The 25,941-nt window shown below is 61.9% G+C and carries 25 protein-coding genes and 4 pseudogenes; 16 read left to right on the top strand and 13 right to left on the bottom strand.

What is annotated here, in order from left to right:
* Positions 1–69 precede the first annotated feature (69 nt).
* Positions 70–567: a cupin domain-containing protein gene (locus tag P3T16_RS08135; protein ID WP_429341843.1), complete on the bottom strand. Its 498-nt coding sequence runs from the start codon at positions 565–567 to the stop codon at positions 70–72.
* Between the two features lie 45 nt (positions 568–612).
* Between P3T16_RS08135 and P3T16_RS08130 the strand changes: the two are divergent.
* A pseudogene (locus P3T16_RS08130) lies at positions 613–744 on the top strand (AsnC family transcriptional regulator); the annotation flags it as partial.
* Positions 745–776: 32 nt separating this feature from the next.
* Here P3T16_RS08130 and P3T16_RS08125 read toward each other — a convergent pair.
* The 3 genes from P3T16_RS08125 to P3T16_RS08115 all read right to left on the bottom strand — a co-directional run bounded on the left by P3T16_RS08125 (position 777) and on the right by P3T16_RS08115 (position 4,113).
* Positions 777–1,862, bottom strand: coding sequence for a branched-chain amino acid ABC transporter substrate-binding protein (locus P3T16_RS08125; protein WP_429342049.1), 1,086 nt, complete (start codon positions 1,860–1,862; stop codon positions 777–779).
* 110 nt (positions 1,863–1,972) lie between these two features.
* The gene (locus P3T16_RS08120; RefSeq protein WP_429341842.1) at positions 1,973–3,037 is read right to left on the bottom strand and encodes an ornithine cyclodeaminase; all 1,065 of its coding nucleotides are present in this window, start codon (positions 3,035–3,037) and stop codon (positions 1,973–1,975) included.
* A gap of 44 nt (positions 3,038–3,081) precedes the next feature.
* A complete protein-coding gene (locus tag P3T16_RS08115; RefSeq protein WP_429341841.1) occupies positions 3,082–4,113 on the bottom strand; it encodes a histone deacetylase family protein in 1,032 nt (343 codons plus the stop codon).
* 117 nt (positions 4,114–4,230) lie between these two features.
* Between P3T16_RS08115 and P3T16_RS08110 the strand changes: the two genes are divergently transcribed.
* Both P3T16_RS08110 and P3T16_RS08105 read left to right on the top strand, forming a co-directional pair.
* Entirely contained in the window at positions 4,231–4,725 is a 495-nt protein-coding gene (locus P3T16_RS08110; protein WP_429341840.1) for an Lrp/AsnC family transcriptional regulator, read from the top strand.
* 485 nt (positions 4,726–5,210) lie between these two features.
* A complete protein-coding gene (locus P3T16_RS08105; RefSeq protein WP_429256004.1) occupies positions 5,211–5,549 on the top strand; it encodes an HdeA/HdeB family chaperone in 339 nt (112 codons plus the stop codon).
* Positions 5,550–5,755: 206 nt separating this feature from the next.
* On the opposite strand, the gene P3T16_RS08100 is transcribed toward P3T16_RS08105, so the two are convergent.
* The 4 genes from P3T16_RS08100 to P3T16_RS08085 all read right to left on the bottom strand — a co-directional run bounded on the left by P3T16_RS08100 (position 5,756) and on the right by P3T16_RS08085 (position 9,441).
* Positions 5,756–6,196 carry a MarR family winged helix-turn-helix transcriptional regulator gene (locus tag P3T16_RS08100; RefSeq protein WP_429341839.1) on the bottom strand — a complete coding sequence of 147 codons (441 nt, stop codon included), beginning with the start codon at positions 6,194–6,196 and terminating at the stop codon, positions 5,756–5,758.
* An 11-nt stretch (positions 6,197–6,207) separates the two neighbouring features.
* The gene (locus P3T16_RS08095; RefSeq protein ID WP_429341838.1) at positions 6,208–8,115 is read right to left on the bottom strand and encodes an FAD-binding monooxygenase; all 1,908 of its coding nucleotides are present in this window, start codon (positions 8,113–8,115) and stop codon (positions 6,208–6,210) included.
* A 102-nt stretch (positions 8,116–8,217) separates the two neighbouring features.
* Positions 8,218–8,991, bottom strand: coding sequence for an SDR family oxidoreductase (locus P3T16_RS08090; RefSeq protein WP_429256007.1), 774 nt, complete (start codon positions 8,989–8,991; stop codon positions 8,218–8,220).
* A gap of 36 nt (positions 8,992–9,027) precedes the next feature.
* A complete protein-coding gene (locus P3T16_RS08085; protein ID WP_429256008.1) occupies positions 9,028–9,441 on the bottom strand; it encodes an acyl-CoA thioesterase in 414 nt (137 codons plus the stop codon).
* Between the two features lie 113 nt (positions 9,442–9,554).
* Between P3T16_RS08085 and P3T16_RS08080 the strand changes: the two genes are divergently transcribed.
* The 5 genes from P3T16_RS08080 (at position 9,555) to P3T16_RS08060 (ending at position 14,108) form a co-directional block, all read left to right on the top strand.
* The gene (locus P3T16_RS08080; protein ID WP_429256009.1) at positions 9,555–10,259 is read left to right on the top strand and encodes a Crp/Fnr family transcriptional regulator; all 705 of its coding nucleotides are present in this window, start codon (positions 9,555–9,557) and stop codon (positions 10,257–10,259) included.
* A 144-nt stretch (positions 10,260–10,403) separates the two neighbouring features.
* Entirely contained in the window at positions 10,404–11,771 is a 1,368-nt protein-coding gene (locus P3T16_RS08075; protein WP_429341837.1) for an MFS transporter, read from the top strand.
* Between the two features lie 59 nt (positions 11,772–11,830).
* Entirely contained in the window at positions 11,831–12,751 is a 921-nt protein-coding gene (locus P3T16_RS08070; RefSeq protein ID WP_429341836.1) for a 3-keto-5-aminohexanoate cleavage protein, read from the top strand.
* 3 nt (positions 12,752–12,754) lie between these two features.
* Positions 12,755–13,696, top strand: coding sequence for a 3-hydroxyacyl-CoA dehydrogenase NAD-binding domain-containing protein (locus P3T16_RS08065; RefSeq protein ID WP_429341835.1), 942 nt, complete (start codon positions 12,755–12,757; stop codon positions 13,694–13,696).
* Between the two features lie 124 nt (positions 13,697–13,820).
* Positions 13,821–14,108, top strand: a complete 288-nt coding sequence (locus P3T16_RS08060) for a GYD domain-containing protein (protein ID WP_429256013.1) — start codon at positions 13,821–13,823, stop codon at positions 14,106–14,108.
* Positions 14,109–14,374: 266 nt separating this feature from the next.
* On the opposite strand, the gene P3T16_RS08055 is transcribed toward P3T16_RS08060, so the two are convergent.
* Positions 14,375–14,722 (bottom strand): MTH938/NDUFAF3 family protein, encoded by a 348-nt coding sequence (locus P3T16_RS08055; RefSeq protein WP_429341834.1) that lies wholly within the window; start codon positions 14,720–14,722, stop codon positions 14,375–14,377.
* A gap of 337 nt (positions 14,723–15,059) precedes the next feature.
* Entirely contained in the window at positions 15,060–15,365 is a 306-nt protein-coding gene (locus P3T16_RS08050) for a hypothetical protein (protein WP_429341833.1), read from the bottom strand.
* Positions 15,366–15,795: 430 nt separating this feature from the next.
* Here P3T16_RS08050 and phaZ point away from each other — a divergent pair, with 430 nt between their 5' ends.
* The 7 genes from phaZ to P3T16_RS08015 all read left to right on the top strand — a co-directional run bounded on the left by phaZ (position 15,796) and on the right by P3T16_RS08015 (position 24,544).
* Complete coding sequence (gene phaZ, locus P3T16_RS08045; RefSeq protein WP_429341832.1) at positions 15,796–17,031, top strand: polyhydroxyalkanoate depolymerase; 1,236 nt, start codon at positions 15,796–15,798, stop codon at positions 17,029–17,031.
* A 512-nt stretch (positions 17,032–17,543) separates the two neighbouring features.
* Positions 17,544–19,184, top strand: coding sequence for a DUF3300 domain-containing protein (locus P3T16_RS08040; RefSeq protein ID WP_429341831.1), 1,641 nt, complete (start codon positions 17,544–17,546; stop codon positions 19,182–19,184).
* A gap of 781 nt (positions 19,185–19,965) precedes the next feature.
* Positions 19,966–21,114, top strand: coding sequence for a c-type cytochrome (locus P3T16_RS08035; protein WP_429341830.1), 1,149 nt, complete (start codon positions 19,966–19,968; stop codon positions 21,112–21,114).
* A gap of 13 nt (positions 21,115–21,127) precedes the next feature.
* Complete coding sequence (gene ctaD, locus P3T16_RS08030) at positions 21,128–22,882, top strand: cytochrome c oxidase subunit I (protein WP_429341829.1); 1,755 nt, start codon at positions 21,128–21,130, stop codon at positions 22,880–22,882.
* Positions 22,879–23,490 carry a cytochrome c oxidase subunit 3 gene (locus tag P3T16_RS08025; RefSeq protein WP_429341828.1) on the top strand — a complete coding sequence of 204 codons (612 nt, stop codon included), beginning with the start codon at positions 22,879–22,881 and terminating at the stop codon, positions 23,488–23,490. The genes ctaD and P3T16_RS08025 overlap by 4 nt, the downstream gene beginning before the upstream one ends.
* Complete coding sequence (locus P3T16_RS08020; RefSeq protein WP_429341827.1) at positions 23,487–24,194, top strand: heme-copper oxidase subunit III family protein; 708 nt, start codon at positions 23,487–23,489, stop codon at positions 24,192–24,194. Before P3T16_RS08025 ends, P3T16_RS08020 begins: the two co-directional genes overlap by 4 nt.
* Positions 24,195–24,202: 8 nt before the next feature.
* Complete coding sequence (locus P3T16_RS08015) at positions 24,203–24,544, top strand: cytochrome C oxidase subunit IV family protein (RefSeq protein WP_429341826.1); 342 nt, start codon at positions 24,203–24,205, stop codon at positions 24,542–24,544.
* A 19-nt stretch (positions 24,545–24,563) separates the two neighbouring features.
* On the opposite strand, the pseudogene P3T16_RS08010 reads toward P3T16_RS08015, so the two are convergent.
* Positions 24,564–24,698, bottom strand: a pseudogene (locus tag P3T16_RS08010) (PLP-dependent transferase); the annotation flags it as partial.
* 75 nt (positions 24,699–24,773) lie between these two features.
* On the opposite strand from P3T16_RS08010, the pseudogene P3T16_RS08005 reads away from it, so the two are divergent.
* Positions 24,774–24,959 (top strand): annotated as a pseudogene (locus tag P3T16_RS08005) (IS3 family transposase); the annotation flags it as partial.
* 95 nt (positions 24,960–25,054) lie between these two features.
* On the opposite strand, the gene P3T16_RS08000 reads toward P3T16_RS08005, so the two are convergent.
* Complete coding sequence (locus P3T16_RS08000; RefSeq protein ID WP_429256022.1) at positions 25,055–25,612, bottom strand: hypothetical protein; 558 nt, start codon at positions 25,610–25,612, stop codon at positions 25,055–25,057.
* Between the two features lie 95 nt (positions 25,613–25,707).
* A pseudogene (locus tag P3T16_RS07995) lies at positions 25,708–25,839 on the bottom strand (DUF1488 domain-containing protein); the annotation flags it as partial.
* Between the last annotated feature and the right edge of the window lie 102 nt (positions 25,840–25,941).

Raw genomic sequence — 25,941 nt, 5'->3', positions numbered from 1 at the left:
TACCCTGGCGACGGGCCGCTCTTGGCCGGTTCATGCCTGACGTGGCCAACGCTGTATGACCCTAAACCGTCATCCGCGTAAGCCTTGGTCAGGCATCCCGTTATGGTCACCGAGCGGTCTGGTCGGCCAGTCCGTCCAGCGGTCCGCGCGCGTAAGTTCGTGCGCTTCGTTGAGCGGATACCGGATACGGTTGTCATCGCGCGGACGTTCGCCGATCACCATCAGCCTGACTTCATCTTTGGTATTGTTGATAAAAGTGTGGCAGATGCCGGTGCCTGCCGGAAACGCAACTGAGTCGCCTTCAGCAACAGGGTGCAGCACGCCGTCGATCCAGACATCGGGCCTGCCCTGAAGCACATAGACGAACTCCTGCTCGGTACTTTCGGCGTGCGGATATGAAGTGCGCCGACCCGGCAAAAGCCTCACATGATGAATGCCAATCCGCGTAATGCCCATCGCAGCGGAAAGCGGCGCGTCAAAGCCCATCGGCTCAGAATCGCCGCGATAGCAATGCGCATGGGGTTCTTCCAGTTCGGTCCAGTGTTTGATGAAATCCGGGCGGCGCATCGCTTGTTCTCCTTTAGGACGAGCAACGATGATAGCGGGTTGCCGGATATGGAGCAGTTCAACGAGCTGACCCGACAACTGTTCTTCTCGAACAACAACGTCAAGCGCCTCAAGACCCTGGTCAGCATGAGCCGGGGCAAGGTCGACCCGACGGTGTCGGTCGACCTCAAAGACTAGCGGACAGCCCATCATCCGCCTCTCGCACCGCGTTACATCCGCACGATGTCCAGCAGTGCTTTCTTGCCGCCCTGGTATGAGAACACCGAAATGGCGCCGTGCTTCAGGTCGCCTTGCGCGTTGAAGCTCGTTTCACCGATCACGCCTTGATAGTCGGTCGACGGCATCGCGGCAAGCACCCTGGCGGCGTCGATTGAATTCGCGCGCTTCATCGCGTCGACGATGATGTACACCGCGTCATAGGCGAACGGCGCATAGACCTGCAACGGCTGATGGAATCGCGCCTCGTACTTGCGCACGAACGCCGCGCCGCCCGGCATCTTTTCGAGCGCCATACCCGCCTCCGAGCAAATCACGTTGTCGGCAGCCGGGCCGGCCAGATTGGGCAGGTCGGTCGAGCACACCCCGTCGCCGCCAAGTATCTTTCCGCGTACGCCGAGTTGCCGCGCCTGCCTGGCGAAAGGGCCGCCCGTTGCGTCCATGCCACCGTACATGATGGCGTCCGGATTCTCGCCTTTGATCTTCGTGACGATCGCCCGGAAGTCGACGGCTTTATCATTCGTCGCGTCGTGCGACAGCACCCGCAGGCCCGCCGCCTTCGCCGCCTTCTCGAACTCGTTCGCCAGTCCCTGGCCATAAGCGGTCGAGTCATCCACGATCGCAACCGTCTTCACATGCAGACTGTTTGCCGCGTAGGCGGCGAGGGCCGGTCCCTGCTGGGCGTCGGTGGCGACCACCCGGTACGTGGTCTTGAAGCCCTGTTGAGTGTACGCAGGATTGGTCGCCGCCTGTGATATCTCGACAATCCCCCCATCGCTATAGATTCGCGATGCCGGGATCGACGTCCCCGAGTTCAGATGACCCACCACGCCGACAACCTTGTCGTCCGCGAGCTTTTGCGCCACCTGCGTAGCCGTGCGCGGATCACCGGCGTCGTCCTGCGGATCCAGTTGCAGCGTCACACGCCTGCCGCCGATCGACAGCCCCTTCGCGTTGATTTCCTCGACCGCAAGGCGCGCACCGTTCTCGCTATCCTTGCCGAGGTGCGCAATCGCTCCCGTCAGCGGACCCACGTGCCCAATCCGCACGACTTCGTCTGCGTTAGCCTTAAGCGTCATACTCAATAACGTCACGGCCACTGCAATGCGTGCCGCGGACTTCTGATTCATTTGCATGATTGTTTTTCCCAGGAACGTTTTACGCCATCTCGTGTTGTACGCCGGGCCGTTCAGGCTGCCGTCATGCAGGCAACGTCATGCGCCGGCGCTTGAACGTTGCGGCCCATTGCCACGCCATATAGATCTTTCGGATCGAGCGGCGCGGGGATCAACTCCAGCTCGGTGCCGATGTTCCGCCCGGACGAAACCGCGCTGAGATAGCGCAGCGCCGAAAAATCCTCCAATGCAAAACCCACCGAATCGAAAACCGTGACCTGTTCATCGGTTTCACGGCCTTTCTCGTCGCCGCGGACAATCGTCTGGAACTCTATGACAGGAAAGTCAGCGGACAATTGCTGGATATCGCCTTCGATACGCGTCTGAGGTTCGTATTCGACAATGACGCGCGCGCGACGCAGTATGTCCGCATGAAGCTCCGTCTTGCCCGGGCAGTCTCCGCCTACCGCATTGATATGCATGCCCGGTTCGATCATGTCTGGCGTGAGTATCGTTGCGTTCGTCTTGTCGGCCGTGACGGTGGTCACGATATCGGCGCCGCGCACGGCGTCCGCGGCGGAATTCGCCCTGACGACGCGCAAAGTCCTGAACGGCGCAAGGTTGCAGATGAGCTTGTCAGTCGCGGCCTCGTCGACATCGAACACGCGGATTTCTTCGATGCCCAGCATGTCGTGGAAAGCAAGCGCCTGAAATTCACTTTGCGCGCCGTTGCCGATCAGCGCCATCGAACGCGAATCGCGGCGCGCAATGAAGCGCGCAAAGAGCGCCGACGTTGCCGCCGTGCGTATTGCGGTCGTCAATGTCATTTCGCTCAGCAGCAACGGATAACCCGTATCGACATCGCACAGCACGCCGAACGCCATCACCGTCAGCAAGTCCGCCTTCGTATTCTTCGGATGGCCATTCACGTACTTGAACGAGTACAGTCGAGCATCGGAAGTCGGCATCAGCTCGATTACACCGTCCGTTGAGTGACTCGCCAGTCGCGCGGTCTTCTCGAAGGCATCCCAGCGCCGGTAGTCCTGCTCGATGTACGAAGCCATCGTCCTGATTACGTTGGCGATGCCGACCTCCGACACCAGTTTCGAAACATCCTTCACGTCTATGTATCGCGTCATGCCAGTTGCTCCTTTGTTAGCGGTCGACGCATGCATCGAACCGATTACGCGCGCCCTTCAAAACCGAGCAGCACGTTTACCGCGTTAATGCCGATTTCGTCGACCATGTAGCCGCCCTCCATCACAAACAGCGTGGAGACGTTGAATTTCGCAATTGCCTCGCCGATGCGCAGGAAGTCCGGCGTGCGCAGGCTGAAGTGGCTGATGGGATCGTCTTCGAATGTGTCGACGCCGAGCGAGACGACAAGCACATCGGGTGCATGGGCGGCAATCGCGCCGCCGGCATCGCGCAGCGCCTGTTCGTAGCCGCGCCAGGCGGTGCCCTTCGCCAGCGGCAGATTGACGTTGAAGCCCTGTCCCGCGCCCGCGCCACGCTCCGACGCGTGTCCGGAAAAGTAAGGGAACGACACGGCGGGGTCGCCGTGAATCGACACGAACAGCACGTCCGCGCGATCGTAGAAAATGTCCTGCGTGCCGTTGCCGTGGTGAAAGTCGATGTCGAGTACCGCGACGCGTTTCGAGCCGTTACGCAGGGCGTGCTGCGCGGAAATGGCCGCGTTGTTCAGATAGCAATATCCACCCATATATTCGCGGCCCGCGTGATGCCCCGGCGGACGGCACAGCGCGAATGCCGAGCGCGCCCCGGCGGATAGCGCATCGACGCCGGTCAGTGCGCAGTTCGCGCTCGCACGCACGGCATTCCAGGTGCCGGCGTTGATCGGAGATCCGGCGTCCATCGAGAAGAAACCCAGCTTGCCGTCGATAAAGTCGGGCAACTCCACACTGGGCAAGCCGCGTACCGGCCACACGAGCGGCAACGCCTGGCACATACGCCCCGACGCGGTCCACTCTTCCCAGGCGCCGGCCAGAAAATCGACGTAACGCCGGCTATGCGCGCCGACGTAGTGCTCGCGCCGATAGCGCTTTGGATCGATCACATCGCCGAGCTCTGTTGCGCGCACCTGCGCCAGCACGGTCTCGGCGCGGCTGGGTTGTTCGAACGACGGCGTGATCGCGCCGTCCTTCAGTTCGACGCCGTGATGCAGGCGGTGATCGCCGCTGTAGATGGTAAGCATGGTTGACTGTCGCGTTGAAAACAGCCACCAGTTTACGGAGAGGCAGGAGCATTAACTTTGCTTTCGTTTGCGCCAGACCCTACACTTAACGCACAAATTATCTAACCATGATCCAGAATGGGCACAAATCGTTCAAAAGTCGAACTGGATGCAGTCGACCGTTCAATGCTGCGTCTCTTGCAGGACGACGCGTCGATGTCGAACGCGGCGTTGGGCGAGAAGCTGTCGCTCAGCGTGACGCCGTGCTGGAGACGGCGCAAACATCTGGAAGACACCGGCGTGATCACGGGCTACCAAACGACCATCGATCGACGCGCGGTCGGCATGAACCTGTTTGCATTCGTGCATATCGTCTTCAACATGCATTCGGATAAAACGGCGGACAACTTCGAAGCGGTGATTCGCAATCGCCCGGAAGTCCTTTCGTGCCACAAGATCACCGGCCAGGCGGATTACATTCTGCAGGTGGTCGCGACCGACCTCGATGCGTACGGTGAGTTTGTCGAACGAGTGTTACGCAGGCAAGCCGGCATCGCATCGATACAGTCGAGCCTGTCGCTGCGTGAGGTGAAGCTCTCGTCGAAGATACCGATTCCTGAAGCGGACGATTGAACGTGTCGGCCATTAGCCTATGTAATTGGGCGGTCACGAAGATGGTCGGACACTCCTGGAATCGCAGAACCAACTGTGCAAAGGAGGCTGTGATGACTTACTACACCGGGCTGGATGTGTCGCTGCGTTCTGAAAATACGGAATGCCCCGGAACCCTTGCCGGGCGGAAGGCAGCAGGAGTCGAACCTGCCAGAGAGTGTCTGACACCCCCAACTGGGTTTGAAGCCCGGTCTTTTTGCCCGGCCGCCAAGGGTTCTGTGGTTTTAAGAGGAAATTGGACCTTGGTCCAATATAGGCATCCCCACTAACCACCTAGTCTATTGCGTAGGTGAACGTGGTTGAAAGTGCGTTCCGGCACGAGGCGCTCGGAGGAAATCAAGGACCAGGCCATCTCGACAGGAGCGAGGACTCCGGCGCCGCCGTTCGCGGATGCCGCCATCGCTCAATACCGGAACCGATTGTTACTGTTACTAGAGGAGAGAGACGTGAACACGAGCAAAGCAGCAGTCTGTCTCATTGGTATCACCCTGTCGGTGTCCTGCCTTGCCGATGCCAACAAGGAAATGAAACCAGCCAAAATGACATGCCAGGACTTCATCGTGATGGATGATGTGTACAAGCCACAGATGGTGTACTGGATGGACGGCTACAACAACAAAGGCAAGCTGCAAACCGAAGATGTCGTCATGGTCGGTCAGGACGAAACCGTTGCCGCTCTGGTTGAGGAATGCAAGGCGACGCCGAAGCAGTCCTTTGCCAAAAAGGTGAAATCTTTCTTTGCGCACGGCAAAACGCCGATCAGCAAGACCTATGCGCACGAGTGACGAACTGGCGTCGAGAGTGGGTGCGCCGGGAGACCGGCAAGGAGTAAGGGGTGAAAGTCCGGTCCTGTGGCACGGACCCGCGTGTGCCGCTCATGTGACACAGGCACCTCGATCGGTCCGAGTTGGTGCAGTTTGTGCTTTGCATTCTCGAACTGCTGGCGTATCAGCCACAATCCCGAGCCCACTCACTTACGTGAGACTGAACGCTATTCCCCCGGCGGCAACAGTGCCGAAAGCAGGCGCCGCAACTCCAGACATTCGCGTGAAGTCAATCGCGCAGTGAGAATGCGCTCGACCTCCTCGACACGTGGACGCAACGTCGCAAGATTTCTCTTGCCTTCGGAGGTAAGGAACAGCACATAGCTACGTTTGTCGACGGGATCGTCCGAGCGTTCGATCAAATCATTGCGAACCATGCGCGCGACGAGATCGGCGATAGTCGAACGGTCCACGTCGAGTTCATCGCCGAGTTGTCGTTGATTTATGCCGGGCGTTTTCTGCAAGATTTCGAGCGCCGCGTACTGGACGCTCGTGATCTCGGTAGAGACTTCGCTGAGCCATACCGCTACGTGGCGCTGCTGGGCGCGGCGTACCAGGCTGCCCGTGAATTTCGAAAGCGCTTCGGGGTAGTTGTGTTTGGTTGGCAATTTCCAGGCGTTTAACGAGAAGGTGTGTTCGTTCGGAAAATGGGCCGCAAAAACGCATGCAATTCGGCGTAGGCGTCCAGCGGAAGTACATGCGCGACGTACTGGTCCGGACGGACCACGACGAGCGCGCCCCGTTCGCGGTCGATGCCGCGCGCATTGAAGATATCAGTCGATGCGTCGCTCGTAAATGCTTTCTCGTAGTCGATGAGGCCGTAGCGGCCCTTGCGCGGCACCAACAACGCATGTAGATCTTCGAGTCGTACTTCGCGATGAGGCCGCTGCAACACCGCGCGCAGATCGAAGACGCTATCCGCATCGGCACCTTCTGGCGTGAAAAGACGCAAGACAGAATCGGGCGACGTGGCGAGATGTTCGCACAGCGCATTGAGCGCGCTTTCGTTCGCGTCCGAAAAAGCGTACAGGCGCCAGCGACCGTCGGCGCGTGCCGTGTGGCCGAGCTGCATCGGTTTCGCATCGGCGAGACGAACAACCGGCGAAGAATGAAAGCGCGTGCCGATGGTGAAGCCGCTGGCGAGCGTTTGATATGTCGATTCGCCTGTCAACGCGCCCGGCCGATATCGCGTCGCGACGCCCGCCGTATAGCGGCCCGCACGCACGAAGTAAGCCTGAAGCTCCGCGGGATCGACACCGCCCGCTTCGGGTCGACTGGGATCTTTCGGCGGCGCGGCCATCATCGCCGACCATTCCTTGTCGAAGTCGATCAGCTCTTGCGCGATGGGCTGGCGTTCATCGGAATACGTGCGCAAAAGGTCGATGCCGGCAAGTCCTTGCAGCGCCGCGCCGAGCTTCCAGCCGAGATTGAAGCCGTCCTGCATCGAAACGTTCATGCCCTGACCCGCTTTCGCGCTATGCGTATGACAGGCATCGCCGGCGATGAATACGCGTGGCTCGCGAGATGTTCCGTCGGCGTCGATTGCGTCGTCAAAGCGATCGGTCAACCGCTGTCCCACTTCATAAACCGAGAACCACGCAACCTCCTTCACGTCAAGCGAATAGGGATGCAGAATCCGCTGCGCCGTCTGAATGATGCGCTCGACCGTGATCTGCCTGATGGCGTCGCGATTCTCAGGCGTGACTTCGCCGAGATCGACGTAAAAGCGCACGAGATAGCCGCCTTCGCGCGGAATGATGAGCAGATTGCCCTTGCTCGCAGATTGAATCGCAGCCTTCAGCCGGATGTCCGGAAAGTCGGTCACGGCGAGCGCATCCATCACGCCCCACGCATGATTGGCGGCATCGCCGCGCAGCGTTTGGCCGATGGCCGAGCGCACGCGACTGCGCGCGCCGTCGCAGCCCACGACATAGCGCGCACGCACGACGACCTCTTCATCGAGTCGCGCTGCGCCCGTGCGACGTAGCGTGACGCGCACCGGATACTCGCCCTCGCTATCGCGTTGCACGTCAACGACTTCGAGATCGTAATCCGGCTCGAGCCGTTGCGCGGAACGGCGCATCACATCGAGCAGATAGTCCTGCACGCGCGCCTGATTGACGATGACGTGCGGGAATTCCGACATACCTGTTTCGGTATCCTGAACACGTCCGGTACGCTTGATCGCGCCACGGTCATTTGCATCGGGTCGCCAGAAGACCGTCTCGTTGACCCAATAGGCTTCGCGCAACAAGCGGTCGCTCAGGCCGAATGCATTGAACATCTCGACCGTGCGGCACGCGACGCCATCCGCTTGCCCCATCATCAACGGTCCCGAGCGACGCTCGACGATACGCGTCGTGATCGACGTAAACTGCGACAACTGGGCTGCAAGCACGAGCCCGGCTGGACCGCTCCCGACGATGAGCACATCGACCGTATCGGGCATGTCGACGCGAGGCGCGCCATCGGCGGCAGGCTCGATCGTCGGGTCACCGACGCGGAAACCGTTGAGATTAAATTGCATGATGTCTTCCTCCAATCTGTCTCGACCATCTTGATGACGAATATACTCCGTACACCAACTATTTAGAAGCACTTCATGTCGTTATGGATGTTTACCCTGATCTCAGGAGGCGCTTTGCGAATCGCCGTCAATCGGGATCATTTGCCCCGAAATGGAACGCCCGGCATCGGACGCCAGAAAAACAGCGAGCGCCGCGATGTCCGCGGGATCGACGAAATGCCTGATGGACTGATTGGCAAGCGCAGCCGCCTCTTCCTGCGCGACGGTGCGGCCGCTGGCTGATGCGCGTCCCGCCAGCACCTGCTGAATTCGCGGACCTTCCACGGCGCCCGGCAGGATCGCATTGACTCGTATGCCGAATTCGCCCAGCTCACGTGACAAGGTCTTTGCGAATCCGATGAGCCCCCATTTGGTCGTTGCGTACGGACTGCGGTTCGGGTAACCGAAGCGGCCGGCGAGCGACGACATGATGAGAATCACGCCCGCGCCCGATTGCTTCAGGAAAGGGATGGCCTGTTGCGTAACCATGAATGTGCCGGTGAGGTTCAGACGAAGCACAGCTTCCCACGCGTCCGGATCCATCTCCGCGACACTCGCGGTCGGTCCAGCAATCCCCGCGTTGTTGATCAGGACGTCCAATCCGCCGAGAGCGGACGCGGCGTCCGCGACCATGCGCGAAGCCGCCACGCGATCGGCGATGTCGCACACCGATGTCCTGACGCCCGGCAATTGGGCCTGCATCTGTTGAAGCGCTGCTTCGTCGATGTCGCAGACAAAGACGCTCGCGCCCGCAGATACGAATGCTTCCGCGATGGCGCGCCCTATCCCGCCTGCACCCGCCGTCACCAGCACGCGCAGGCCTTTCGATGTGGTCATGAAATCCTCTTTTCTGACTTGGGTCACGCACGCCGCTCAATCGCAGGCGGCACGTATGAACTCGGGCACGGGGACGGCCTTCAGCCGTCCATCGTCCTGTTTGATACACAAAGCGCGTGTCGCGCGACCCTCGCAGATCAGCGTATCGTTGCGCATGATTCGATGGCTTTGGATAAAGACTTTGCCTCGCCATTCCTCAATGCGGGTATGCACATCCAGACTTTCGCCGTAGGTCGCCGAGGTGTGAAAGCGAGTGTGCACCTCCAGCAGCGGCGCACCAATGCAATGGGGCAGCGTTTGCATCTCCCGCCATGGCGGCAGCCCGCACTGTATAAAATAATCGTGCGAAGCGGCGTCCATCCAGCGCGAGAAGTTCGGAAAAAAGACGATTCCCGCCGGATCGCAATCGCCGAATTGCACGTCGACACGATAGACAGTTTCTTTACTCACGGACCTATGCTCCAGTTTCCAGTCCGACCATTGTGCGTGCATTGCACCCGCAACACTGTCACTGCGGCGACAGTTCGCGTTGACCGCCGGACGAGCGGCCCTGGGAGCAGGGAATGACCAGACAAAAGCGGATGGTCACTGTTTCGCTTACGCTCGACGAACTACTCGCACAGTCGCCGTGGTTCGTCGGGCTGGACGAACCCGTGAAGGCTCGCGTGCGCGCTGACGCGTCGGAGCGCGCCGTCGCCGCAGGTCAGACCCTCGGGCACCACGGCGAACGACAACATGTGTGGTTCGGCATGCTCGAAGGCCTCATCAAGTGGTCGATCACCGCGCGCGACGGACAGACGGTGACTTTAGGCGGACAATCCGTAGGCAGCTGGTTCGGAGAAGGCACCCTGATTCGCAACGCGCCGCGCGAGTCCGATCTCATCGCGTTGCGCGACAGCCGCGTCGCGCAGATTCCACGCACGACGTTCAACTGGCTGCGCGAGCATCAGCCGTCGTTCAACGAATTTCTGCTGCTCCAGGTCAACGAGCGTCTGCACTGGTTCATGGGCGCCGTCGCCGCGCACGGATTGCTCGACACCGACAGTCTTGTCGCACGGGCGCTGGTGGGCATGGTGCAACCATTGTCGAATCCGGGCGGCGTGGGGCATCTGCCGATGTCTCAGGAAGAACTCGCCAACCTGGCCGCCGTGTCGCGTCAAACCTGCAACAAGGCCATGACCCGCTTCAAGAACGCTGGCCTCGTGCGCACGGAGTACGGCGGCATCGTCGTGCTGGATTTACCTGGGCTTCACGCCTTGGCACGCTAGCGCCGCGTATCTTTCTTCGCGAATCGTTGCCGACGGCGTTCGTGCATTGCCTGGTGTTTACGCTGACTCCAACTGTCGCGCGATCGACAGTCGTGGCAGCGGTCGCTCGAAATAATGCGTGTCATACAAGACCAGGAGACACGCATGATTCCCGCTCGTCCGCTGCCCGCCGCAGCCGCGTTCGTCGAGAGCCCGACGAATCACATAGTCGAAGACGCCGTCTTTCGTAAGATCAGTTGGCGCGTCATGCCGCTCGTCTTGATCGCGTATGTCTTCGCGTTCCTCGATCGGATCAATATCGGATACGCGCAGCTGCAGATGAAGCAGGACCTTGCTTTCTCCGATGCTGTGTATGGACTCGGCGCGGGGGTCTTCTTCGTCACCTATCTGCTGTTCGAGGTGCCCAGCAATCTGCTACTCGAAAAGATAGGCGCGCGACTAACCTTCCTGAGGATCATGGTGCTGTGGGGCCTCGCGTCCGCGGCGACCGCTTTCGTCACGGCACCGTGGCAGTTCTATGCCATCCGGTTGCTGCTGGGCATGTTCGAAGCAGGCTTCTTCCCGGGCATCATTCTGTATCTGACGTACTGGTACCCGAGCCAGCGCCGCGGTCGTGTGACGGGTCTGTTCCTGTTCGGCATGCCGATCACGGGTGTCCTGGGCGGCCCACTGTCGGGAACGATCATGAGCGGCATGGAAGGCCTCGGCGGCATGCACGGATGGCAGTGGCTATTCCTCGTCGAAGGCTTGCCGACCGTTCTGCTTGGGTTCGTGCTGTATCGCATGCTTCCGAACGGGCCGGCCCGCGCGCCGTGGCTGAACGACGCCGAGAAAGTGCTGGTCCAGTCGATCCTTGATGCTGACCACCTGGGCGAGCCAAAGGCTGGACATCATGGCAGGCTCGCCGCGGCGCTGGCGGACCCGAAAACCTACGTGCTGGCCTTCGTCTACTTCTGCTGCGCTTGCGCTGTCTACACGCTCACGTTCTGGCTGCCGACCATGATCAAAGGCCTCGGCATCGCACCCATCGCGACGATCGGCTGGTACACGGCGGTGCCCTATATCTTCGGTGCGCTTGGCGTACTCATCATCAGCCGCAGTTCGGATCGTTTCAAGGAGCGTCGCTGGCATGTCGGCGGAACTCTGGTCTTCGGCGCGGTGGCTCTCGCCTCCACCTCCTTTCTTGGCGCCGCGGTCATCCCGGTGATGGTCCTGCTGTGTGTTGCCTCGTTCTTCATCTTTGGCGGCGGCTCGCTGTTCTGGTCGATTCCGCCGACCTACCTTGGCCGCGACGCAGCCGCAGCTGGCATCGCGGTGATCAGTTCACTGGGCATCCTTGGCGGCTTCGCCAGCCCGACGCTGATCGGCTGGATCAAGGGCTCGACGGGCAGCATCCAGATGGGTCTGCTGGGCTTGATCGCACTTGTCATTGGCGGCGGCCTGACGATCCTGCTGGGCCTGCCAAAGAGCGCGGTCCGCGTGGGCCCCGGCGATGGCGCGAGCGTGCACTGACCCGGCAGCCATAGTCAATTTTGTCCTTTAGACCCATTTCTTCTCCGGAGAAGACCAGCATGAGCAAGCCCAAAGTCATCGTGACGGTTGCCCCGACGGGCGGCATGGCCAACAAGAAAATGAACCCGAACCTGCCGACACAGCCCCAGGAGATCGCCGACGACACCTACCGCTGCTACAACGCAGGTGCGAGTGTCGTGGCAGTGCATGCACGGCGTCCCGACGACGAGGCCACCTGCGATCCCGCCATCTATAGCCACATCAACCGGCTGATTCGCGACCGGTGCGACATCGTTCTGAACAACTCCACCGGCGGCGGCATCAACGGCGACATGGTTCGCGAACTCGACAACGGCCTGTGGGAAATCCAGTGGGAAGAACGCCTCAAAGGCATGCAGGGTGACGGCGTCGAGATGTGCACGCTCGATGCACAGACCGTGATCGCAAGTTTCAGCGGTAAGGAAATCCTGGTGGCGACGCCGCCCTCGCGAATCCGGCAGATCGCCGAGATGATGAAAGCGCGCGGCATCAAGCCGGAATGGGAAGTGTTCGGTCTCGCCGACATCGTTCAGGATGTTCAGCGGGCCATCAACGAGGGCCTCGACGATGCCCCGCACTTCATCAATATCGTCATCGGTGCCAATGCCTTCCAGGGCGCATTGCCCTACACGCCTCGCCTGTTGCAGACTATGGTCGACCATCTGCCCCGCAACACCGTCTTCAACGTCAGCGCCATCGGCGCGGCGCAGTTGCCCGCCGCGATGAACTCGCTGTTACTGGGAGGCCACGTGCGCGTCGGGCTCGAAGACAACCTGTATTACAGGCAGGGCGAGTTGGCCACCAATGTGCAACTGGTCGAGCGGCTCGTTCGCCTCGTGCGTGAGATGGGTTACGAGCCGGCCACGCCGGCTGAGGCACGGGAGATCATCGGGCTGCGGCCGTTGCGCGAAACAGTCAACGCTGCCTGCCTGGAGAGTTAGATCATGACAAAGCAAGCCGTTAACATCGCCATTGTCGGCACGGGCGTCATTGGTGCAGGCTGGGCGACACACTTCCTGGCGCAGGGTTTCGCGGTCACGGCGACGGATCCCGCCGACGGGGCCGAGACGCGCCTGCGCAACTGGATCGACGACAGTTGGCCTGTTGTCGAGAGACTCGGGCTGGCGAATGGCGCCTCCCGGGAAAACCTGACTTTCTCGACTGATGTGGGCGCGGCGGTGCGCAACGCGGACTTCATTCAGGAAAGCGGCCCCGAACGACTGGACGCCAAACACGCATTGATCGCAAGCATCGAATCGGCCGCAAGGGCAGACGCGATCATCGCGTCGTCATCGTCGGGGCTGGCAATCAGCGAGATTCAGGCAGGCGCGAAACATCCGGAACGAATTGTCCTTGGTCATCCATTCAATCCGTCCCACATCATTCCGTTGGTAGAGGTCGGTGGCGGCAGCCTCACATCGCCCGAAAACATAGCGAGAGTGATGGCGTTCTATTCGTCAACGGGCAAGAAGGTCATCAGGATCAACAAAGAGGTCAAGGGCCATATCGCCAACCGTCTACAGGTGGCGATATGGCAGGAAGCCATTAGTCTGGTACAGCGCGGGGTCGCCTCTGTGGAGGACATCGACGCGGCGATCTCCTACGGCCCGGGCCTGCGCTGGGCGTTGCTCGGACCGTTTCTCAACCTTCACGCTTCCGGAGGCCCCGGCGGGATCACGCATGTGCTACAGCACTTAGGCGCGGCTCAACGCGAGTGGGCCCGGGACCTGGGCACGTATCCCGAGACAGACGATTACATCGAGTCGATCGCGAAAGGCGTCGAGGCGGAACTGCAGGCGTACGATTTTCCAGAAATGCTGCGCCAGCGCGATCAATTGCTGGTTCAGCTACTGGAGACGAAGCGAAATCTCTCTCAGATTCCGTAGGTAAACGGACATGGGGCACAACTATAATCAACAAGCACGGGGACGCTTCCGGTTGACGGGAGGCTATTCCCGCGTGTGTCTGCCATGCCCAATTACGGGTCAATTTTTTGTACGGAGGTATTCCATGGCCACGTACGTCATCCTCAGCCGCTTGTCTCCTGACGCGTTCAAAGACCCCAAAGACCTGAAACAGCTCGCCGCCACCGTTGCCGAGAAAATCAAGGCCGAATGTCCTGCGGTCACCTGGAAAGACAGCTATCTGACACTCGGGCGCTTCGATGTGGTGGACATCGTCGAGTCTGACGATCTGAAACAGCTCGAGAGAGCGGCGTTGATCATCCGCGCCTGTGGACACGCCACCACCGAGACCTTGCAAGGGACCGCGTGGGACGAGTTTATCGCGACGCTATAACGGGGTTGCCCGCCACCCCGTTGCAAAAGCGCCGAGACAAGGTCGCCCGCCAGGCGCTTCGCGACAAGGCGTCCTGGCGACCTGTGGCGTTTCAGTCGGGTTGTCGGCAAAAAAGTGAGAGCACCTGGGGCGCACTGAAGCGACGCCACTTTCCGCTCGAGGCGGTCCTCATCAGGGAGCGCTGGTGCGCCGCGTACGTATGCCGGCGATGGAATGCTAGCGGTTTTCGGCACCTCGTGTCGTTGAGGGCTGGCACGCCAAATGGCCTAGCACGTGACATGCAGGATGGCATTGGCCTCGTCAGGGTGCTCCTTCAGATTGGCGATGGCCTCTGCTGTCGGCAGGATGACCAGTTCGACTTGCCGACGCCGGGCCTCGAGCTTCACCTCTTCCATTACCGGTAACGCCCCGGTGCCGGTACCTATCACCAGCCGCCCGCATTTCCAGGGTATGTCCTCCGCCACTGACAGCGGTGTGTGCCCAAAGGTCTCGCGGAACGCCTTGGATGGATTCTTCTTGCGTTTGCGAACCTGTCCGTGCTCGATCACCACGTCATGCTGGTAGGTGACGCCATCAATACGGATGGAACCAAAGGAAAATGCTTCGAAGCGCATGCCCATCTCCGCCGCTTTTGTGCTGGTAGCCACTCATTGCGCCAAGACCCAACAGAGTGGTCGTCCAACACAATCATTATAGGTTGGAGGCAGCGTTGTGCGGATGTGTCCCGCCGGCGACCACGAGAGGTAAGCAAGCGCTTCGTGAAGCGCCGACAGTTGGCTCGGCGGATTTTGTGGCGGGGTCTGACGGCATCGTATTCTCCCGATGACTGGGGAAAATCCCCATCACCACACTAGCACTGAACATCCGGCGTGGCTTGCGCGCGGAACGCCTGGACTACCAGCCGCGCATTGGTGGCAGATGCTACGATGGCTGAAAATCGCTGCGGAGGTCTCAATGCAAAGCCCCGCTCTGTTCCACGTGCTTCTCGATCACCTCGAAGCGAACGGCACCCAGCCTGTCGACATTCAGCGGTTCATTGACCGGTGGCACCGACTTCGATCGCACGACGCGTTTCCGTGCCCAGTCTGCTACCTCGCCGGCGAGGAACAGCCGCTCGCAGCATTGCCGGCGCAAGGTAGCTTCGAGCCATTCAAATGCCCAGGTTGTCGAACGCAGTTCGACGTACCAATCGACGGGTAACGCCACGTCTTCCGAAGTGAAAGGGACAGGGAAAAACGCGGGTTTCCACGAGCGCATCGCCTAAAATCCAGGCATGCGGGCGACCTGGCAAGGACGCTGCCATGGTCGTGTCGATGACGGGAGTGCTGTTCGGGGTGATCGCGCCGATCATGGCTGCAATATTGGTAGCAGAGCACTACCCATGAATGAAGATCCCTGTTCATCACGGAGTTCGAGGGCATCAATGACAACGCGGCGTGGTTCATACACGTGAAATTCCAGGCCTTCGGGCCAAGCCATGTTAACCACCGGCGCCACAGTCCAGCGGTCGCGTCGTCCGGCATGCCATCAGATGGACGCTTCATTCGATCCGAAAACGCGACGCCGGATCGCTTGCGTCAGATCAACAATTTCGCGGCGTGTGGATCGCCGTTAAGCGCCGTTCGTTCCCATTTATCCGGTGGCCCTCCGGCCTCGACGGCGGAAGGAACGAGACGCTGGAGACAGCATGTGGTACGCGTGCATTGAAGCTCAGCGTGACCTGATACAGTCGATCAGTGACTGGGCGATGCTGGGATGCGACGTCTGGACGTCGCCGGCGATGTCTTGCACGCCCGTCGCTGCTGCCGGCTATGACTGGCTGTACCGGCTGGTTCGACCGCCGCCCGAGCCACCGCCGTTCGGCATCCCGGTGGTGACGGTCGGCGACCGGTCGGTACCCGTGGTCGAACGGGTGGTCGACAGCACGCCGTTTTGCGCGCTGCGGCAATTCATGCGCGCGCCGGCGCCAGTTGCACCCAGGCGCGGTCAAAACCGCACTGCGCCACCGGATATCTTCCTCTGCACGCCGCTCGCGGGACACCACGCGGTCATGCTGCGCGAGACCGTCGAAACGCTGCTACAGGACGGCGATGTGTACGTTACGGACTGGGCCAACGCGCGTGACGTGCCACTTGCCGCAGGCCGCTTCGGACTCGACGACTATGTGTTCGCGCTCGAGCGCTTTCTGCGAAAACTGGGCTGCGCGCATACGCACGTCATCGCCGTTTGCCAGGCTACCGCTCCGACCCTTGCGGCAGCGGCATTGCTGGCGAGACAAGGAGAAGCGCCGCCGCTCAGCCTGACGCTGATGGGCGGGCCGATCGATACGCGCCTCAATCCGACGGCCGTCGACCGGTTGGCGCAAAGCCACAGCCTCGACTGGTTTCGCGACACGGTGATCGAAACCGTTCCGCCCCGCTACGTCGGTTCCGGTCGCCGGGTCTGTCCGGGCTTCATCCAGCATGCGGCGATCGTCGCCGCACATCCGCACCGCCAGTTGGCACTCGAATCGCGCTACTGGTCGAGCCGCCTCTCAGCCGATGCGGCGGCCATCGCGAACAGCCTGCGTTCATTGAACGAATACGCCGCGGCCCTCGACATGACTGAAGATTATCTGCTCGACACGATCCGCGTGATCTTTCAGGAACAGCACCTTGCCCGTGGGGAATGGCGCGTCGGTGGAAGCTGTGTGCAGCCGCAGGATCTCGCATCCATGGCGCTTTGTACCGTCGAGGGCGATCGCGACGACATTGCCGGCGCGGGCCAGACGCATGCCGCTCACACGCTGTGCAGTGCGATCCCGGTACAGCAGCGCTGCCGTTGGACGATATCGGATTGCGACCACTACGACCTGTTCACTGGACCGAGGTGGCACGAGGTGATTCACCCCGCCGTGGTCCGGTTCTGGGCGTCGGTGCGCTGACCGGGGTGCCCTTCCTTGTAAGTACGCCCGAATCTCTGCCATCGTCACAGGCAAACCGCAAGAAATGCCGAGGGAGATGCGGGTAGAGGATGGCCAAAAAAGCGAACGCCGCCCTGCAATCTGGCGGGCAGGGATTGAGCTGCGCGGCGACATCATCCCACGCGAAAGCGGGCAGACTCGACCAGGGCGCCGCAGGCGGGCGTCACTCACGATTCGGTCCGACCTCGAGCGTTCGACGCTGCGCACCGCGCATCCCAACATCCCAATGTAATCGCCCTGACGACGGCGCAATCCCCGCGTTGGAACCCGATCGCGCGGGCGGCGCTGGAATTTGCCACCCGTCCCGATCGTTCTTTCCACTGTAACAGCGGTAACGATTTTGACCGGGCAGCAGCCCCGCGTTCGCGAATTCGCACGTTCGAACGGAGTCAAAAGTGCAACAGACCAGCGATGTCTGGTTCGAGGGCGATCCGCAGCCGATCTGCGTGGATCGCGCCTTGCGAGGAGGGAAAATGAAGTCGACCATGTTCCGGATTCTCGCCGGGATGCTGGCAAGCCTGATCCTCGGAGCATCATCGGGAGTGCATGGTGAGAGCGAGGTCCAGCTGGCGCCGCAGGCCGCCGCGCCGTTGACGGCAGAGCAGCTCGATCAAATGCTCGCGCCGATCGCGCTCTATCCTGATCCGCTGGTCGCCCAGATCCTGATGGCGGCGACCTATCCGCTGGAAGTCGTCGAAGCCGATCGCTGGGTTCAGCAGCCGGGCAACGCAGCGCTCCAGGGCGGGCAGTTGACTGACGCGCTCGAGCAGCAGCCCTGGGATCCGAGCGTGAAGTCGCTCGTGCCGTTTCCACAGGTGCTGAGGATGCTCGATGACAATCTCGAGTGGACCGAGCACATTGGCGACGCCTTTCTGGCCAGCCAGCCGGCGGTCATGGATTCGATCCAGCGCCTTCGCCAGCGTGCGCAGGCGGCAGGCACGCTGCAGTCGATACCGGAGGAGGCGGTCAACAAGGTCGGGCAGGACATCACGATTCAGCCCGCCAGCGCGGACACCGTCTACGTTCCGGTCTACAACCCGACGGTCGCCTATGGCGCCTGGCCTTATCCCGCTTATCCGCCCTACTATTTCCCAAATAACTTCTACGACGCGGTGCCCGGTCCGTTCGGTTTCGGCTGGGTGAGCGTAGCCATAGTCGTTCCGCTGTGGGGTTGGGAGCATTGTGACTGGCATCGGCACCACATCGACCTCGACCGCGACCGCTTCGCCGACCTGGACCGCCACCATCGGCCGTCGGGAGTCGAGTGGACGCACGATCCGTGGCATCGGCACGGCGTTCCGTACCGCGACCCGGTCGTGCAGAGCCGGTTTGCGTCGAACGCCGCGTCGCCGGATGCGCGTCCGGCCTCGCGCGGAAATCCGGCAGCGTTGGCCGCTCCTTCATCGCGCACCGTGCCGGCCGTCGCGGGGATGCCGGGAGGCGCGCATCCGCAGGCGGCTCCGGTGCCGGCGCCGCAGGGTCCTCATGCGCAGATGCCTCAGGTATTGACGACGCCCGGCGCACAGGTGCCCGAGTCACCGCAGGGTCCTCATGCGCGGACGCCTCGGGTGTGGACAGCGCCCCACGCAGCGGTGACGTCGGCTCCACAGGTTCCGCACGCGCAGATGCCTCAGGTATGGACGGCGCCGCGCGCGCAGATACCTCAGCCACCGCAGGTTCCGCACGCGCAGACGCCTCAGGTATGGACGGCGCCCCGCGCGCAGGTACCTCAGCCACCGCAGGTTCCTCACGCGCAGACGCCTCAGGTATGGACGGCGCCCCGCGCGCAGGTCCCACCGGCGCCGCAGGTTCCTCATGAGCAGATGCCTCAGGTATGGGCGCCCCGCGCACAGGAACCTCTGTCACCGCAGGTGCCCCACGTACAGGCGCCTCAAGTACTGCGGGCGCCTCCAGCGCAGATGCCGCCCCCGATGCCGCGGCCAGCCGCTGTGGTGATGCCGCACGTCGCGCCAGGCTTCGTGTCGTCCGGTCGCGGCCTTGGCATGCAGGCGCCAGCCATGCCCGGACGCGTCAGCGGCATGCCAGCGCCCGTATTCCGTCCTGCGGGCGGGGTGACGCGGCCGGCGACGTCGGACGGCGCCGGGGCACACTGAAGAGCGGCATATCGGCCGCCTGCGGACAACCACGAACAGCGCATCCGGCACAGGCGTCTGACGTATGGGACCTGCAACGATGGACGGCCAGCGGCAGCCCGGATCGGATCCGCGCGTTCACACGTCATCCGGAATCGGGTTGCAAGAGCTGATGAACCGATCAGGCTGATCGAGAGTCATCGAGGAAAAAAAACGAGTGAAGACAACGGTTGCCCAGCGAGGCTGCCAATAACTATTGAAGCAGCTTACGGCCTGAACCGCTGTGAACTTTTGTCAAATGCGCGAGGCAATGACCGATTTGCTGTTGCCTTCTGGCGTATCGGCAGGACCGGCGCAATGCGCGCTGACATCCTGATGTGACGAGCTGGCCGCAGACAATCAACGTCGACATTTTTCCCCGCAGTTGTGACCTGGAAGAGCGGCGGTGTCATGCCCGATGCGCGCTTCATGCAGTTCAACGCGAATCAGGTTCGCGCCTTTTCGAAGTGTTCAGAAATGCTGACTTTGGTGGCGCCTCAGAAGCACGTTAGTGGGCGATCGTCGCAAAACGGCTGGAGGCGGCCGTTTTGCATTGCATCGCAGCAAGTGACTCCTCCATTTGCGCGATCCGTATACGGGGCACGCTTCCCCCTTGCGCTGCCTTGCACGATGCAGAGGAGAGGACTACCTTTGCTCTAGAGACGTGCCGGCGCAGACAGTACCGAAGTACGGCAAGGCGGCACAACGACGCCTGGAGCGTTTTGTTAGCGGCTCCAGCGAGTGACACGCAGCGAGGTGACCTATGTCGCTTGCGATTGCCTTGATCCTGATCATCGTATTGGCGGTGGGGTTTCACTTTGCCAGTCCCTGGTGGATCACGCCGATCGCCTCGAACTGGGTGCGCATGGACGACATGCTGACGATCACGATCGTCATTACCGGCGCGCTCTTCATCGCGATCAACCTGTTCATCGTGATCGCACTGGTGCGCTACCGCCACCGCAGGGGTCATCGCGCTGCTTACGAGCCGCACAACAAGCGGCTGGAATGGTGGCTGATCGGCCTGACCTCTGTCGGCGTGGCAGCGTTGCTGGCCCCGGGGCTCTTCGTCTACGCGGACTACATACGGCCCCCGCCCAACGTGCTGCAGATGGAAGTGCTCGCCCAGCAATGGCAATGGCGCTTCCGCTTTGCCGGCCCCGGTGGCAAGCTGGGCACGACGGACGTGCGCTACATCAGCAACGACAACCCCTTCGGCCTGAACCCCGGCGACCCCAACGGCCGTGACAACTACCTGATCGAGTCGCCCGAGGTGCACCTGCCGCTCAACCGGCCGATCCTGGTCCTGACACGGTCGCGCGACGTGCTGCACGACTTCTACGTACCGCCGTTCCGTGCGCGCATGAACATAGTGCCCGGCATGGTGACCACCTTCTGGTTCACGCCGACCAAGGCAGGGCGTTACGACATCCTGTGCGCGCAGCTTTGCGGTATCGGGCACGCCAACATGCGCGGCGTGGTGGTGGTGGAAGACGAAGCATCGTTCTCGCGCTGGCTGGCGCGGCAGAGCACGTTCACTCAGCGGCAGCAGGCCAGGGTGCAGGCCGCACCCGCCGCTGCAGGCGGCAGCGCCCAGGCGCTTGCTGACCAGGGCAAGGCCCTCGCAGAGGCCAAGGGCTGCATCGCCTGCCATACCGTGGACGGCAGTCCGCGCGTGGGCCCCACCTGGAAGGGCCTGTACGGCAAGACCGAAACGATGGCCGACGGCAGCACCGCGAAGGTGGACGAAGCCTATCTGCGCGCCTTCATCCGTGACCCGAAGGCTCGCGTCGTGAAGGGCTTCTCACCCATCATGCCGAACTTCGACCTGAGCGAGCAGGAGCTGACCGCGCTGGTGACCTACATCGAATCGCAAGGCGGCCCGGCCGCCAGCAGCGCAGCCCAACCCTAGCGGAGCAGACGCAATGTCCTACGCGCACACCGACCACGTCCCGCAAAGCTTCTGGACCCGCTATGTCTGGAGCCAGGACCACAAGGTCATCGCCGTGCAGTATTCGCTGACGGCCATCTCCATCGGCCTGGTCGGCCTTGTGTTGTCGGACCTGATGCGGTTGCAGCTCGGCTTTCCGGGCAAGTTCAGTTTCATCGACGCCAACCACTACTACCAGTTCGTCACCATGCACGGGATGATCATGGTGATCTACCTGCTGACGGCGCTGTTTCTGGGCGGCTTCGGCAACTACCTGATCCCGCTGATGCTGGGCGCGCGCGACATGGTGTTCCCGTTTCTCAACATGCTGAGCTACTGGGTCTACCTGCTAGCCGTGCTGGTGCTGATGGCGAGCTTCTTCGTGCCAGGCGGGCCGACCGGCGCGGGCTGGACGCTGTATCCACCCCAGGCCATCCTGCCGGGCACGCCGGGCGTGGAATGGGGCATCGTGTTGATGCTGGTGTCGCTGGCGATCTTCATCGTCGCGACAACGATGGGCGGCTTGAATTACGTCACCACCACGCTGCAGGCGCGCACGCGCGGCATGACGCTCATGCGCATGCCGCTCACGGTGTGGGGCATCTTCGTGGCGACCATCATGGCGCTGCTGGCGTTTCCGGCGCTGTTCGTGTCGGCGGTGATGATGCTGCTCGACAAGACACTCGGCACCAGCTTCTTCATACCGGCCGTGGTGTCGATGGGGCAGACGCTCAAGCATGCCGGCGGCAGCCCGCTGCTGTTCCAGCACCTGTTCTGGTTCTTCGGGCATCCGGAGGTCTACATCGTCGCGCTGCCGGCCTTTGGCATCGTGTCGGACCTCATCAGCACGCACGCGCGCAAGAGCCTCTTTGGCCACAAGATGATGGTGTGGGCCATCATCATCATCGGTGCGTTGAGCTTCGTGGTCTGGGCGCACCACATGTTCATCGCCGGCATGAATCCGTACTTCGGCTTCTTCTTTGCCACCACCACGCTCATCATCGCCATCCCGACCGCCCTCAAGGTCTACAACTGGGTGCTGACGCTGTGGCGCGGCGATATCCACCTGACCGTGCCCATGCTATTTGCCATCGGCTTCATCAGCACCTTCGTCCTGGGTGGGCTGACCGGGCTCTACCTCGGCAACGTGAGCGTGGACATTCCGCTGTCGAACACGTACTTCGTGGTGGCGCACTTCCATATGGTGATGGCCGTGTCGCCGATCCTTGTGGTGTTTGGCGGTATGTACCACTGGTATCCGAAGGTGACGGGCCGCATGCTCAACGACACGCTCGGGCGCGTGCACTTCTGGGTTACCTTCCTCGGCACCTATGCGATCTACTTCCCGATGCACTATCTCGGCATCCTGGGCATGCCGCGGCGGTATTACGCGTATGAGGGCTACAGCTTCATTCCGTCTTCGGCGCAGACGCTCAACACCTTCATCACCGTCGTTGCGCTGATCGTTGGGGCGGCGCAGTTGCTGTTCTTGTACAACCTGGCGTGGAGCCTGGTGCGCGGCAAGCGTGCCGACAGCAACCCCTGGCGGGCCACCACGCTGGAATGGCAGACGCCGCAAACGCCGCCAGTGCACGGCAACTGGGGCGCCGCACCGCCCGTCGTCTACCGCTGGGCGTACGAATACAGCCCGCCGGGGCACGAGGAAGACTTCGTCCCGCAAAACCAGCCGCCTGCGACGGCGCCTGAACCGGTCCACCCGACGCTTGAACCCGGCGAGGCACGCGAATGACCACACTGCGCCGCTCCTTCGTTCCTGACGCGCCACCTGTCTTGCCGAATGCGAGCCGCATCGGCCTGATCGTCTTCATGGCGGTGGCAACGACATTGTTTTCACTGCTGCTGTTCGCCTATGCAATGCGCATGCGCGAGCCCGACTGGCAGCCGATCCCGCATCCGGCGCTGCTGTGGTGGAACACCTGCGCGCTGGTGCTGGCAAGCATTGCCATGCAGCGTGCCCGGCAGCTGACCTTACACCGCGCGGCGTGGCTGGTGTCCAGCGGTGTGCTGGCGGCCGTGTTCGTGATCGGACAACTGACCGCCTGGCGCATGCTGTCGGCGGCCGGGCAGACCGTCACCGTCAATCCTTCCAATAGCTTCCTCTACCTGCTCACCGGCCTGCACGGGTTGCATGTGCTGGGCGGACTGGTGGCCTGGGCCGTGACGATCGCGCGTCTCCAGCGCGGGGACCCCTTCAGAACCCAGCGCGCCATCGCGCTGTGCGCCATCTACTGGCATTTCCTGCTGGCTGTCTGGCTCGTGCTGCTGGCGGCGATGTGGTGGATCACCCCTGGGTTCGTCGCCGCCATCTGCGGGCCGCTGTATGGAGCCGCGCCATGACCACGCCCACGCTCCCCACCGAATCCGCTGCCACCACGCCCACCGACGCCGGACCTGACGGCTGGCGCGGCATCGTCACGGACTGGTCGGCCGACCGCGAAGCCTTCAAGGTGCCGTGGGGCAAGGCAATGATGTGGATCTTCCTGCTGTCGGACACCTTCATCTTCAGCAGCTTCCTGATCGGCTACATGACGGTGCGCATGTCGACCACGGTGCCGTGGCCTGACCCTTCCAAGGTGTTCGGGCTCACTGTGGGCGGCGTGGATGTGCCCTTGCTGCTGATCGCCATCATGACGTTCACCCTGATCACCAGCAGCGGCACCATGGCGATGGCCGTCAACTTTGGCTACCGGCGCAACGCAAAGCGCGCCGCCGCACTGTTGCTGGCGACCGCGCTGCTGGGCGTGACCTTCGTGTCGATGCAGGCCTTCGAATGGACCAAGCTGATCGTCCATGAAGGTATCCGCCCCTGGGGCAACCCGATGGGCGCGGCGCAGTTTGGCGCGTGCTTCTTCATGATCACCGGGTTCCACGGCTTTCACGTGAGCTGCGGTGTGATCTACCTGCTGCTGATCGCACGCAAGATCCTGCAGCCGGGGTTCACCGGGCACGGCAACTTCCAGATCGTCGAGATTGCCGGCTTGTACTGGCACTTCGTCGACCTGGTGTGGGTGTTCATCTTTGCGCTGTTCTATTTGTGGTGAGGCAGACCATGGACCACACCGATCCTGCCCATCGGCCCGACGCCGCGCACGGCCAGCAGCATCCGATCGGCATCTACCTGAAGATCTGGGGCCTGCTGTTCGTACTGAGCACGATGTCGTACATGGTGGATTACTTCCACGTGCAGGGCCTGCTGCGCTGGGCGCTGATCGTCGTGCTCATGATCGCCAAGGCCGGGCTGATCGTGTCGATTTTCATGCACATGATGTGGGAGCGGCTGGCGCTGGTGTACGCCATCCTGATACCGCCCCTGTGCCTGCTGGTGCTGCTGGTGCTGATGGCTGCCGAAGCCAATCACACCTTCGGCATGCGGGAACTCTTCTTCCACTGACCCCTGCGCCGACCGTTCCTCAGGCGACGGGCGTTGCGTCCAGCGCCTGGGTGAAATCAGTCAGCAGGTCGGCTTCGTCTTCAATGCCGACCGAGACGCGCACCAACGAATCGGCAATGCCCATCGACGCGCGACGCTCGGGGCCCATTTCCCAGTTGTTGTGGCGCCCGTCAGAGCGCCAGCCGCTTACTACCGATAGATTTCGACTCATGCCGATTAACGCCTGGCCGCGGTCATGGAGAGCTTCTTCGGCACACTGAAGTCCGAGTTCTTCCGGCTCAACCGCGCCGCCAATATCGAGCAGTTGCAGGCCGGACTGCGCCGCTACATCCACTACTACAATCACGAGCGCAGCAGGCTCAAACTAAACGGGCTGAGTCCTGTGCAATTCAGGACCCAGCCCGTGGCCGCGTAGCTTTTAACTGTCCAACTTTGAGGTGTCAGTTCACAAATGCCGAGCCGTTTTTGTTTCCGTGCTCGCTAAAAATCTCAGCGAAAAACGCCTTCAAATCAGGCGTGCTTCTCACTGGATTCGTTGAGCGGCACAGGCTGCTTGAGCGGATCGAAGTCGGCCCACCGCCCTTGTTGCCAGCGGCCGGTTGCGCGTTCGATCGCCGCGCCTCCCGCATCGCGCAGCACCCGTGCGGCGTCCGACTGGCTGTCCGGCGACACGTGTACGGCCACCAGCACGCCGGAATCACGGGTTTCCTCGTTGCTGGCTTCAAGCGTGCGCATCATCGCGCCGACCAATGAACCGACATACGCACTCACCCCGGCCGCGACCAGCGACATGATAAGCGGCGCCGAAAACGCCGCGAAGATCCCGACGCCGACCACGGCGCCAACCGCTGCGCCAATCGCGACGCCTATCTCGGCACCCTTCGGCGCCTCCCTCGCGTTTGCGTCGCTGCTGGTATCGCCGCCGGGCCGAAAACGTGCGTGCTGGCCGGGCGGATTGACGAAAAACAGTGTGACGTCCTCCTCGACGAAACCGGCATTGAAGAGCCGTTGCGCCGCGTCTTCAGCGGCGGGGAATGTCGTAAAGCGTGCTGCGACGATGAGTGACATGTGGCCTCCTTCTATCGTTGACTAGCGGTTGCAGACTATGCGGCCCCACCTCACCCGCGCCGAGGCACAGGTGCATGCGGTGGCACGCGCCGGGACTATGCCGTGGTGCCGCGACCGGGTTCCATGCCGTCCACTCTGAACAGTCCGCTATGTAACACTACGCCTTTGCCGCCGTTCTGGTCGATCGCTTCCGCGCAAACCGAACGGATACGATTGCGGTCGCGCTCGGCGGGCCACGTCAGCAGTCTGCGGTTTCGCTGAAGGCAGCCGGATACGGGGCTTGGGGCGCTACGTTCTGCGTCTCCGATCGAAGTAAGATGGCGGTTGCC

This window comes from Paraburkholderia sp. GAS42, assembly GCF_050436565.1.
In the GTDB taxonomy this organism is placed as follows: Bacteria; Pseudomonadota; Gammaproteobacteria; order Burkholderiales; family Burkholderiaceae; genus Paraburkholderia.
Note: the sequence above shows the minus strand (reverse complement) of the source record. Positions and strands in the feature narration are given on the sequence as shown.